This window comes from Devosia sp. (assembly GCF_034675085.1).
Lineage (GTDB): Bacteria > Pseudomonadota > Alphaproteobacteria > Rhizobiales > Devosiaceae > Devosia.
In genome coordinates, this window is record NZ_JAUCDN010000006.1 from 18005 (window position 1) to 29493 (window position 11489).

Sequence of the window (11489 nt, forward strand, 5' to 3'; positions counted from 1 at the left end):
GGCGCCTTGAAGTCAGCCGGCCATGGCCCCCTGCGCCGCAGCGCCGCGGTCGATCAGCAGGCGGTTATAGGCATTGAGATAGGCACGGGCCGACGCCACCAGCGTATCGGGTTCGGCCGCGTTGCCTGAGGCGATCCTGCCATTCAACTCCAGCCGCACATGGGCGGATGCCTGCGCGTCAGTGCCCCCGGTTACGCCATCGACGGCATAGAGCACCAGATGCGGCTGCTGGCCCACGCCCTGCTTGATGGCGTTGAAGATCGCGTCGACCGAGCCGGTGCCCTCATAGGACACATTGGCTTCCTCGCCATCGATCGTCAGCGTCATGGTGCATTTATGGACGCCACCGGTCTTGCTGACCACTTCCATGTCCACCAGGCGAATGCGGTCGCCGGCCGAGCCGACCTCGTCATCCACCAGGGCGACGATATCGGCGTCATAGACGTGCTTCTTGCGGTCAGCCAGGTCCTTGAAACGTACAAAGGCTTCCTGGAAGGCGTTGTCGCCCAATTCATAGCCCAGTTCGCGCAGCTTGTCCTTGAAGGCGGCGCGGCCCGAATGCTTGCCCATCACCAGCGTGGTTTCCTTGATGCCGACGCTGGCCGGCGTCATGATCTCATAGGTCTCGGCATTTTTCAGCATGCCGTCCTGATGGATGCCGCTTTCATGGGCGAAGGCATTCTTGCCCACGATGGCCTTGTTGTATTGCACGGGGAAATTGGCCGCAGCCGCGACGATCTTGCTGGCGCGGGCAATCTGAATGGTTTCGATTTCGGTGTGATAGGGCATGACGTCGGCGCGTGTGCGCAGCGCCATCACCACCTCTTCGAGCGCCGCATTGCCGGCGCGCTCACCCAGACCATTGATGGTGCATTCCACCTGCCGCGCGCCACCGCGAACAGCCGCCAGTGAATTGGCCACCGCCAAGCCCAGATCATTGTGGCAATGGGCCGAGAAGATCGCCTTGTCCGCCCCCGGCACCGAAGTGATGATGGTGCGGAACATGGCTTCATGCTCTTCGGGCACGGCGTAGCCCACCGTATCGGGCAGATTGATTGTGGTGGCGCCGGCCTTGATGGCCGTCTCCACGCAACGCTTGAGGAACTCCAATGGCGTACGGGTAGCGTCCATTGCCGACCATTCGACATCGTCGATGAGGTTGCGCGCCTGCGCTACGGTCCGGGCGATGATCTCGATCACCTCGTCCTCGGTCTTCTTCATCTGGTGGGCCAGATGGATGGGCGAGGTGGAGACGAAGGTATGAATACGGCCGCGTTTGGCATGGCGTACCGCTTCACCGGCGCGGTCGATATCGGCGGCGATGGCGCGGGCCAGCCCGGCCACGGTGGCGCGCTTGACCTGCTTGGCCACCGCGACCACGGCCTCAAAATCGCCATTGGAGGCAATGGGGAAGCCGGCTTCGATAATGTCGACACCCATCTCGTCCAGCGTCTCGGCCACCTGCAGCTTTTCCTCGAGCGTCATGGTGGCGCCGGGCGATTGCTCGCCGTCGCGCAGCGTGGTGTCGAAGATGAAGACGCGGTCTTTATTGGAAGTATCGGCAGACATTTAAATCATTTTCCTATCATCGGCCGCAAGCCACAGGCCCGCCGGCCACACATTTCTGGTGTTCAGCTGATGGCGCAATCCCCTGACGACCCGCTCGCTAAATCGAGCTGCCGGTGATCAGGGGCTGATAAGAAGGAGGAGAAGCGCCGGAAGCAGCAGCAGGCCAGCAGCAAGCACCAGACCCGAATAACGGGCCTGACGGTCAGCCTTGGCGATAGCAATGGCGCGCTTGCGCTGCATGGGCATAGTCCAGATTTGCTGCAAGCATGCGCGAAACATACGCCCGACGCAAGCCCGTCCAGCGTCATTTTTTTGCGCGTGTGACCACTTCTGTCTCAGTCGTCCAGATCGAGCACACCTTCCCCTACGACCACGGCATCGCCGCCAATGGCGCCGTGGACGAGGACATCGTTCTCCTTGCGCAATTGCAGCGTGATCCGGCAGGGGCGGCCCATCTCATGCCCCTGGCGCAGGATGAAATCCGCCTGCCCGCTGGCAAGCGGAGCCTGCTCGGCCAGAAGGCCGATCAGCGCCGCGGCGGCCGAACCCGTGCCGGGGTCTTCCCCCAGCCCCATGCCGAACATGCGGGCCGCCAAATCGTTGTCGTTTTCATCCGGTGTCAGCGTGAAAACATAGGCCGATTGATGCTCGTGATGGAAAACATCGTTCCAGCACAGCCGGTTGACGGTGATGCGCCGCAGCACCGATGCATCGCGCACCGGCACCAGGTGGAAGGTGACGCCGGCAGAAAACACTGCCGGCCGATAGGCACCACAGCCGATATCTTCCACCTCGATGCCCAGCGCCTGCGCCAAGCCCAGCCGGTCATCGAGCGAAGCGAGACGCGCCGGCAGGCGCGGCAGCGAAAAACGCGCTTCGCCGGAACGTCTGTCGTGCTTTTCAAACAGCGCCGTGACGATCCCCACCTTTTCTTCCAGCCGCACCGCACTGGCCCGGCTCGACAGGCCCAGCGCCACGGCGGCGCCAACGGTGGGGTGACCGGCGAAAGGCAATTCCTGGTAAGGCGTGAAAATGCGCACGGCGGCGGTATTGCGCTCCACCTGCGGCTTGAGGATGAAGACGGTCTCGCTGAGATTGAACTCGCGGGCGATGGCCTGCATCTCGTCATCGAGCAACCCATCGGCGCGCGGCACCACGGCAAGCTGGTTGCCGGTCAGCCGCTTGCGCGTAAACACGTCCAGCAGCAGATAGTCGAGCTTCACGAGGAAACCTCCGGCAAGGCGTAATCGGCGCGGTTCCGGCCCAGATGGTCGCACAGCCCATCCACCGCCACGCCATGGTCCTTGCGGCCCGGCAGGCCGGAAATGGTGAGGCACCCGACAATGCCCGCGCCCGGAACGCGAATGGGAAAGCCCCCTCCGGCGATGACGTAATCGGCAGGATCGGCACCCGATTGCACGCTGAATGGCCCTTCCCCCCGCTCCAGCACCAGCCGATAGCTGGCGCGCTGGAAACGGCGGACGGAATTGATCTTGCGGCGCACCCATTCGGCGTTGTCGGCACTGGTACCGGGCGTGGCCGAAAAGAACAATTGACGATCCCAGGTGCGGATATCGACCACCAGCGACAACCCCTCGGCCAGCGCACGGGCGCGGATGGACGAGCCGATCTCGAAAGCCACCGCCTCATCGAAGATCGGCAGCACCAGTTCCGTTTCCTGGCGCTTGACCAGCGCGATATCTGTCTCTGCGGCCATACCGCTCCCCCCTGCGACTCGAATTTGCGTCGCGAGCCTAGAGCAGCGCCGCGTCGCTGAGTAGTGGCGGCAGGCCAGCTTATCCCCGCCGCTGCGGCCGATGCGAGAATGTTCACATCAAACAGCGGAGGCGGGCACCATGCCGACCACCAGACAATCCACCCTCGCCTTGTTCTGGCGCTTTGCGGCGCTGCATGTCGCCGTCAAACTCGCCCGCCTCGACCACGCCGTCCGTAAGGCCGGCTTCAACCCCAGCCAACCCCGTGCGCCGGCGGGCTCGCCGATTGGCGGACAGTGGGTGGCGGCGGGAACGAGCGGTGACCGCATTCACGTTGCCGTTTCGGCCTTCGACAATCCGGGACTTTACTCCGTTGATTTAGCCAAGGAGGAACTCAAGGGCGGTCATGGCTTCAGCAAGCATGTAGCCCGGAGCGACACCCAGCTCATTGCCTATCAATGGCAACAACGGCTTGAGCGTCCCGACTCGCGGCATCCTGCGGAGGGATCGTTCAATTCACTCGGTGAGGCCAACAATCTGGTTTCACAGGTGTTGCGCCTCAACGCAGAAACGGTCCATCAGGTTATCAATGGGAGATTACCCGGCGCTACATTGCTGCATCGCTTCGGATTCCCAACAGGTCGAGAAGCGTTCAGTCCAGACGATATTTCTCCTTTTGTCATTCGTCCGACTTTCTGGATAGAAGTACTCATCCGCCGGCATCAGTCACCACCAGGATATGTGGTGCTTACAGCTTATCCACGAAATGAAACGCCCAACGAGGAGTTTGCCAGATGATCCGGTCCCGCGTTCCAAAAATCTTCTATAAATTTGCCGACAATGTCAGGGATGCCACGCCCAACTACGATTCTTCCAACGATGAAATGATATTTTGGGGGCTGTCCAAATTTCATGGGCCGGATCGCGAGGCGGAGTTAATGGAACTGGCGACTTGCCTAAGGGAAATGCTAGGCGGAAAATTTACAGACGCGGAGCTTAACCAATTCTATTCTGCTAGCGACGCCAATATAAAATATAACGATCCAAAACTCTTACGCGCCCTGCTGGAGGAAGCCCTGACGACCGTCGAAAGCGCGCTTGAAAAATAGTGGTGCCGGAGCTGGCCAACAGCGCCCCGTAAAACAAAACGGGGGCCTTCGCCCCCGTTCCAAAACCTCAGTTCTTGGCCTTGTCGACCAGGGCGCCGGCCTTGATCCAGGGCATCATGTCGCGCAGCTTGGCGCCGACTTCCTCGATGGGATGCTCGTCGGCCAGGCGACGGGTCGCCTTGAAACGGGCGCCGCCGCCGGACTTGATTTCCTGCATCCACTCGGAGGTGAACTTGCCCGACTGGATGTCGTGCAGCACGCGCTTCATCTCGGCCTTGGTTTCCGAGGTGATGATGCGCGGACCGGTGACATATTCGCCCCACTCGGCGGTGTTCGAGATCGAGTAGTTCATGTTGGCGATGCCGCCCTGATAGATCAGGTCGACGATCAGCTTCACTTCATGCAGGCACTCGAAATAGGCCATTTCGGGTGCGTAGCCGGCTTCCACCAGCGTCTCGAAACCGGCACGAATCAGTTCCACCAGGCCGCCGCAGAGCACGGCCTGCTCGCCGAACAGGTCGGTTTCGCATTCCTCGCGGAAATTGGTCTCGATAACGCCCGAACGGCCGCCGCCCACGCCGGAAGCATAGGCCAGCGCGATATCATGGGCATTACCCGAAGCATCCTGATGCACGGCGATCAGGCACGGTACGCCGCCGCCCTTCTGGTATTCGCCACGCACGGTATGACCCGGGCCCTTGGGCGCGATCATGATGACGTCGACGGTGGACTTGGGCTCGATCAGGTTGAAATGCACGTTCAGGCCATGTGCGAAGGCCAGCGCGGCGCCGTCACGGATATTGGGCTCGATATGCTGCTTATAGATATCGGCCTGCAATTCGTCGGGCGTCAGCATCATGATGACGTCGGCCCAGGCAGCGGCATCGGCCACCGACATGACCTTGAGGCCTTCGCCTTCCGCCTTCTTGGCCGAGGGCGAGCCGGGGCGCAGGGCGACGGCAACGTCGGTGACGCCGGAATCGCGCAGGTTCAGCACATGGGCGTGACCCTGGCTGCCATAGCCGACAATGGCGATTTTCTTGGATTTGATGATATTCAGATCGGCATCCCGATCATAATAGACGCGCATGGGTCTCTCCCTGGAATTGCGATGCTATTGGTCTGCTTTCACCCCATATAGGGCGAAAAACTGGTCAGTCGCGGCTTTTACATCGGCTTCGATATTGGCCTCGACATTGGATTGGGTAAGCGCGCTGTCGCCCAGCAGAAGCCGGATCTGCACATCACGCACCACGAGCCCGAAAAAGGTGCGATAGGCATCCTCGCTGGACGGAAAGCGCAGGAGGCGCGCATCGCGCCCGGCCTCCAGAATGGGTTTGAGGCGACGGCGAATGGCCAACGGGCCATTTTCCAGCACGATATTGCCCAGACGGTCCTTTTCCTGCGTCGCATGGGTGATGGCCGTGCGGTTGAGGGTAATGGACACTTCACCGATGATGACGGTGAGCAAATCGCGCGCGAATTGCTCAACGCTGAGCCGCAGCATCCTGGCGTTGAGATGAGAACGGTCCACCTGCGGCATGCGCACCTTGGCGGCCTGCCATTGCACGGTAGCGGTCAGCAGCCCATCGCGGTCGCCGAACCATTTGTAGAGCGTTTCCTTCGAGCACGAAGCCCGGCGCGCCACCGCCGTCATGGTCAGCCCGTCGCCATTTTCCACGAGCAGGTCCAGCGCCGCCGTCAGCACAGCCTGCTGGCGGGGGGTGAACGTCTCCTCATTGACCTTGATGGTCATCGACACGGCGGCAACTTCCTGGCACATCGCCGGGGACACAATCCGGCTTCAATCGCAGGCGTACCGTACGGTACGGTTCCATTCAAGCCCTATTTATGCGCCGAGGACAAAGTTTCGGCCTTTGCCTGGCTGGTCCTAGGAGGGTCTTGGAAGGCCGTCGGCGCCTATCTGGCGCGCTGCAGCGCGGACTTCATCGACGAAGCCGGCCTGCGCCCGCGTCGGTACCCAGCCGCTGCGCGTGCTGAGGCCGATGGGGCGGGCCGTCTCGTGCAGGTCAAGCGGCAGGCGAACCAGGCTTCCCAGCCGCACATCGGAAATCACCTGGCCGGCCGATACGAATCCCAGGTGATTGGAAATCGCCAGCGTCTCGCGCATCAGGATGACCGAGCTCGTTTCAACGATGCTGGCCGGCGTCATGGCGCCGCTGAAGATGCGATCGAACATCGCCCGGGAGGGCGTGCCCGCCGGCGCCACCATCCAGGGGTATTCGGCCAGCCGGTCCAGCCGCGTCTCTCTCCCCTCCAGCACCGGATGGCCGGGCCCGCAAACCGCCACCAACTCGTCGACGAACAGCAATTCCTGGTCCACATCCTCGGCGGGAGCCGGGTTGCGCAAGGCGCCGATCAGAAAGTCCAGTTGTCCTCGGCGCAACCCGTCCAGCAGGTCCCGATACGGTCCCTCCACGGCGCGGATCGGCAAGGTTGGCCAGCTCTTGCGGAATCCGGCAATGGCCATGGGCAGGATCGAGGCGCGCGACAGCGGCATGGCTCCCACCGCGATACGCCCCACCTCCCGGCCAGCCAGTTCGCCCATTGCGGCGTCGGCCTGCTCGATCTCGGCAAAGGCGAGTTCGGCGGCGTGCGCCAGATTTGCCGCTGCCCGCGAGGCCAGCATGCCGCGCGAAGTGCGCTCGAACAGCTCGCGCCCCGCCTCCTGCTCCAATTCGGCAATGGCGCGGTGAACGGTTGGCTGCGCCAACCCCAACCGGCGCGCCGCCAGGGTAAAATTTTCTGCCTCCACTGCGGCGATGAGCGCGGTCAATTGCGAGCTGGTTGCCGTAAGTGACAGTCGAGGCGCAAGATTTTGCAGGACGATATCAAGTCGCGACAGCGCCCTTTGTGTGCGTTCCGCCAGGACCTTGCCGGCTTCGGTAGCAAAAAGCCCGCGCGGGGTGCGCTCGAAAAGCGCCATGCCGAAACGCTGCTCAAGCTTGCGGATCGCCTGCGTCACCGCCGGTTGCGAAACGTTGTTAAATTCGGCCGCCCGCGTGATCGAGCCGGTTTCGACCGCCGAGAGAAACGTTCTTAGGTGCCGGAGATTGGCCTTCATTCCAGCGCGGCCAGTACGGCATCGAGCTGGGCGGCGAGCTCGGGATAATTTTCGCCCCCGCCAATATCCCCGATCTGATCCTGCCAGAGCGCCGTCGCCGCAGCCATGCGGCCCGGAACGGCCAGTTCCTCCAAAGTCGCGACCACCTCGCGCAATTCGGCGGCCCGCCTATGGCCATGGCGGGCCATGCGCTCGAGATTATAGGCGGCCCGCGCTTGCCAATCGAGTGTCGGATCCGAGCGGCGCAGGGACGCCAGCACGGCGCCCTCCACCCCGGCCCGGCGCGCCGCGAGAAAGCATTCCGCCGTCACCGCCTCGATGCCCTTGACCAGGACGGAGCGGACCATCTTGATCGCGGACGCCTGGCCCACATCCGGCCCGGCCAGTTCGGTCACCATGTCCAGCCTGGCCAGCTCGGGTTGCACCAGCGCGGCCGCCTCGCCCGACAGCAGGACCGGCGTACGATGCAGGCCTGGATGCACCGGCGCCATGATGGCCATGTCGACATAGCGGCCGCCAGCCTTGGTGATGATAGCCCCGGCCTCTCGTTTGCGGCCGGGAGAGCTGGACGAGCCATCGAGCCAGATCGTGTCCGGCAAGAGATGCGGCGCGGATTTCTCCGCCGCCTCAAGGGTTTGATCGGTCGGCACCAGCACAAAAACCAGCCCCGCTCGGTCGAGCGCAACCTGCGCCGTCGCCGCCAGCCCGACCGCCAGTTCGTGCGCAGTCGCAGGGAGGGGCGAGCCCGCATTCGCCGCCGCGATGTCGAAAGCCTGAACCCGGCCCGCGGGCAAGGCCCAGCCGCGCGCCATGGCCTGGCCCGCTTCGCCGAAGCCGATAATGGCGATGGTCTCGTTCCGCATCACGCCGTTTTTCCTTTAGAAAACAACGCCATCCATCAGCTTTCGCGCCGTGCGCATCACGCCGGCACGCACAGGATGCCCCGCCTCGTCCAGATGCGCAATCACGGTGAATTCGCCCGTGGGATGCTCGACCGATATCAGCCGCTCGCTGCCCGAGGTCGCCGCAGCATGGCGCGCCGCCGGGCCTTCAGGCAAAAGGCAGGCACTGGCCACGGTTACCGCCGCCAGAACCCCGATCGCGTCGTGGCAACGATGCGGAATGAAGCTGCGGGTGGAGATGATTCCGTTCCGCTGGGGAGGGCTGACCAGCGTCATCTTGGGAACCGAGCTTTTCGCCACGTCGCCCAGGTTCATCAGCGGCCCCGCCGCCAGGCGAATCTCCTCCAGACGGGCCCGCAAGGCGGCGTTTTCCTCAAGCTCGAGCGGGCCTTCATAGCCGGAAAGGCCGAAATCGGCCGCATCGAGAATGACACAGGGCATGCCATTGTCGATCAGGGTAACACCGACCCCGCAAAGCCGGTCGACCGCATTGCCCGTGGGCAACAAAGCGCCGCAGCTGGACCCCGCAATGTCTTCAAAAACAAGGGGAATCGGCGCCGCCGTGCCCGGCACGCCATCGATATGAGTGTCGCCCGAATAGGATACGACGCCGCCGGGCGTGGAGACGGTGGCTTCCGCAACCTGCCCGGTGTTTTCCATGTAAATGCGGGTCTTGGTGCTAACAGACTGTGAACGTTTCAAACCGCGTTCAATAGCGAATGGGCCCACTGCCGCTAACATATTGCCGCAGTTTTGCGCGTCGCTGACCAGGGCCTTGTCGACAAAGACCTGGAGGAACAGATAATCGACATCGACACCCGGCCGCTCGGACTTCTTGACCACCGCCACCTTGGAGGTGAGCGGATTGGCCCCGCCCATGCCATCGATCTGACGGCTGTCGGGCGAGCCCATGATCCGAAGCAGCAGCGCGTCGCGCGCGGCGGGGTCGGCGGGCAGGTCTTCGGCGAGGAAAAAGCCGCCCTTGGAGGTGCCGCCCCGCATCCACATGACGCGCGTTCCGGTGTCCGGCGTATCAGACATATTTGAGACCCTTTTCGGCGAGGCGCTCGCGCATCTTGTAGATGTCGAGACCCAGTTCGCCGGCAGCGAGGCGCTTGCGCTTGTCCTCCTCTGCGGCAACGCGCGCCTCGGCCTTGCCGGCCACCGCGGCGGCATCGTCGCGGCGCACCACGCATACCCCGTCGTCATCGGCAATGATGACGTCGCCCGGATTGACCAGGGCGCCGGCGCAGACGACCGGGACATTGACCGAGCCCACCGTTTCCTTGACCGTGCCCTGGGCCGAGATGGCCTTGGACCAGACCGGAAATTTCATAGCGGTCAAATCGGCCACGTCGCGCACGCCGGCATCGATGATGAGCCCCCTGCCCCCGCGCGCCAGCGCCGAGGTGGCCAGAAGATCGCCGAAATAACCGTCCTCGCAGGGGCTGGTCGGGGCCAGCACCAGGATGTCGCCCGCCTGCAACTGCTCGATGGCGACATGCACCATCCAATTGTCGCCCGGCGGGACGGAAATGGTGACGGCGCTGGCCGCCAGCCGCGCGCCCGAATAGATCGGCCGCATATAGGAGGCCAGCAGCCCCTTGCGCCCCTGCGCTTCATGCACGGTGGCGACGCCGCAGGCGGCCAGCCGCGCGATGACGGCAGGATCGGCCCGCTCGATAGTCTGAACCACGACGCCCATTACAGCTCATCCACGGTGCGCGGATAGATCGACTGAAAGCCCTCGGCATATTTGGCCGCGCGCCCGCCCGATTGCCCGCCGGAATTGCGGGTGAAATGGTTGGCGCGGTTCTCGGCCACGTTCCTGTAATAGTGCCAGAGATGCTCCTGACCTTCCATGGCCTGGATGGCGGCCCATTTCTTGTCCCAGACATCGGTGATGTCGAGGAAGACATCGGGCTTCCAGTCCATCTGCTCGGTCTGGTGCGGCTCGAACAGATAGACCTGCGGCGCGCCGAGAATCTTCTGCCCCGGATTGTGCCCCCATGCCTGGGCGATGGCGCGGCATTCCAGCGTCCACTGCGACACATACATGTGGTCGGTATTGTAGGGGTCGTATTTGGAATGGGACATGATGAAAGAGGGCTGCACCGCCCGCATCACATCGACCAGCCGGTCCTTGGCCGCGCGCGTCATCTCCAGCGGATAGTCACCCAGATCGAAGAACTGGATATCGTGCACATCCAGAGCCCTGGCGGCGTTCTCGGCTTCGCGGCGGCGCTCGGTCTTGACCTTGTCGAGCGTCATGTCCTTCTGCTTCCACAGCTTGGCGCTTTCCCCGCGCTCGCCATAGGAAAGGCACACCACGGTCACGTCATATCCCTTGGCGGCATGCAGGGCGATGGCCCCGCCGCAGCGCCAGACGAAGTCGGCCGAATGGGCGCTGACGATAAGGGCGGTCTTGGTAGTCATGGTCTTGTCCTTATAATAGCGGCGCCTAGATCATTTCAGCGTTTAGTAGAAACGCTGAAATGATCTAAGCCTTTGTTTTATCGCGTTTCCGAACCGCAAAACCGTTTCCACTTTTGCTGGAAACGCTCTAATGTGCCGAAGGCACCGGCGGCGTTCCGTGAGTGTGGAAGCTCTCGATGGTCTTGAGACCCCAGGCCTGGCCCTTCCTGCGGTCGGCCTCGGTCCACACCACCGGCTGCCAATCGGGCGCCAGCACCAGCCGCGCCCCGGCATTGGCCACTTCGACGCGGTTGCCGGCGGGCTCGTAGACATAGAGAAAGAAGGTGCCCTGCACGGCGTGCTTGTGCGGGCCGGTTTCGATATGGATGCCGTTTTCCAGGAAGATGTCGGCGGCGCGCAGCACATCCTCGCGCTGGTCCACCGCATAGGTCACGTGGTGGAACCGCCCGGTATGGCCGGTGTGATCCTCGGTATAGGCGATGTCGTAGCTCTTATTGTTGACGGTGAACCAGCAGCCGCCCAGCCGGCCATTGTCGAGCTGGATATATTCGGTGACGCGGCTGCCCAGCGCCTTGGGCATCCAGTCGCGGATGACCGAAACGTCCTTGGCCAAGAGGTTGAGATGGTCGATGCGGCGCACGCAGACGCCGCGCCCGTGATAGCGGCTGGCGAT

General features: G+C 63.0%; 14 protein-coding genes. 2 read left to right on the forward strand and 12 right to left on the reverse strand.

What is annotated here, in order from left to right:
• Positions 1 to 12 precede the first annotated feature (12 nt).
• From VDP82_RS01065 to VDP82_RS01080, 4 genes are all read right to left on the reverse strand, one after another.
• Positions 13 to 1569: a 2-isopropylmalate synthase gene (locus tag VDP82_RS01065; RefSeq protein ID WP_323012983.1), complete on the reverse strand. Its 1557-nt coding sequence runs from the start codon at positions 1567 to 1569 to the stop codon at positions 13 to 15.
• A gap of 117 nt (positions 1570 to 1686) precedes the next feature.
• Positions 1687 to 1809, reverse strand: a complete 123-nt coding sequence (locus VDP82_RS01070) for a hypothetical protein (RefSeq protein WP_323012984.1) — start codon at positions 1807 to 1809, stop codon at positions 1687 to 1689.
• 95 nt (positions 1810 to 1904) lie between these two features.
• Positions 1905 to 2792: a PhzF family phenazine biosynthesis protein gene (locus VDP82_RS01075; protein WP_323012985.1), complete on the reverse strand. Its 888-nt coding sequence runs from the start codon at positions 2790 to 2792 to the stop codon at positions 1905 to 1907.
• On the reverse strand, positions 2789 to 3286 hold the full coding sequence (locus tag VDP82_RS01080; RefSeq protein ID WP_323012986.1) for a heme-degrading domain-containing protein: 498 nt from the start codon (positions 3284 to 3286) through the stop codon (positions 2789 to 2791). The genes VDP82_RS01075 and VDP82_RS01080 overlap by 4 nt, the downstream gene beginning before the upstream one ends.
• A 139-nt stretch (positions 3287 to 3425) precedes the next feature.
• Between VDP82_RS01080 and VDP82_RS01085 the strand changes: the two genes are divergently transcribed.
• Entirely contained in the window at positions 3426 to 4082 is a 657-nt protein-coding gene (locus VDP82_RS01085; RefSeq protein WP_323012987.1) for an RNase A-like domain-containing protein, read from the forward strand.
• Complete coding sequence (locus VDP82_RS01090; protein WP_323012988.1) at positions 4079 to 4393, forward strand: hypothetical protein; 315 nt, start codon at positions 4079 to 4081, stop codon at positions 4391 to 4393. Before VDP82_RS01085 ends, VDP82_RS01090 begins: the two co-directional genes overlap by 4 nt.
• A gap of 67 nt (positions 4394 to 4460) precedes the next feature.
• Here the strand turns inward: VDP82_RS01090 and ilvC are convergent, their stop codons facing one another.
• The 8 genes from ilvC to VDP82_RS01130 form a co-directional block, all read right to left on the reverse strand.
• Complete coding sequence (gene ilvC, locus VDP82_RS01095) at positions 4461 to 5483, reverse strand: ketol-acid reductoisomerase (protein WP_323012989.1); 1023 nt, start codon at positions 5481 to 5483, stop codon at positions 4461 to 4463.
• Between the two features lie 24 nt (positions 5484 to 5507).
• Positions 5508 to 6149, reverse strand: coding sequence for a TetR/AcrR family transcriptional regulator (locus tag VDP82_RS01100; protein WP_323012995.1), 642 nt, complete (start codon positions 6147 to 6149; stop codon positions 5508 to 5510).
• A gap of 135 nt (positions 6150 to 6284) precedes the next feature.
• Positions 6285 to 7478, reverse strand: coding sequence for a LysR family transcriptional regulator (locus tag VDP82_RS01105; protein ID WP_323012990.1), 1194 nt, complete (start codon positions 7476 to 7478; stop codon positions 6285 to 6287).
• Positions 7475 to 8341 (reverse strand): NAD(P)-dependent oxidoreductase, encoded by an 867-nt coding sequence (locus tag VDP82_RS01110; protein WP_323012996.1) that lies wholly within the window; start codon positions 8339 to 8341, stop codon positions 7475 to 7477. The genes VDP82_RS01105 and VDP82_RS01110 overlap by 4 nt, the downstream gene beginning before the upstream one ends.
• A 15-nt stretch (positions 8342 to 8356) precedes the next feature.
• The gene (locus VDP82_RS01115; RefSeq protein ID WP_323012991.1) at positions 8357 to 9421 is read right to left on the reverse strand and encodes a 4-oxalomesaconate tautomerase; all 1065 of its coding nucleotides are present in this window, start codon (positions 9419 to 9421) and stop codon (positions 8357 to 8359) included.
• Entirely contained in the window at positions 9414 to 10085 is a 672-nt protein-coding gene (locus VDP82_RS01120) for a 4-carboxy-4-hydroxy-2-oxoadipate aldolase/oxaloacetate decarboxylase (RefSeq protein WP_323012992.1), read from the reverse strand. The genes VDP82_RS01115 and VDP82_RS01120 overlap by 8 nt, the downstream gene beginning before the upstream one ends.
• A complete protein-coding gene (locus VDP82_RS01125) occupies positions 10085 to 10816 on the reverse strand; it encodes a PIG-L deacetylase family protein (RefSeq protein ID WP_323012993.1) in 732 nt (243 codons plus the stop codon). Before VDP82_RS01125 ends, VDP82_RS01120 begins: the two co-directional genes overlap by 1 nt.
• 127 nt (positions 10817 to 10943) lie before the next feature.
• The coding region (locus VDP82_RS01130; RefSeq protein WP_323012994.1) for a VOC family protein at positions 10944 to 11489 on the reverse strand (546 nt) is incomplete at its 5' end.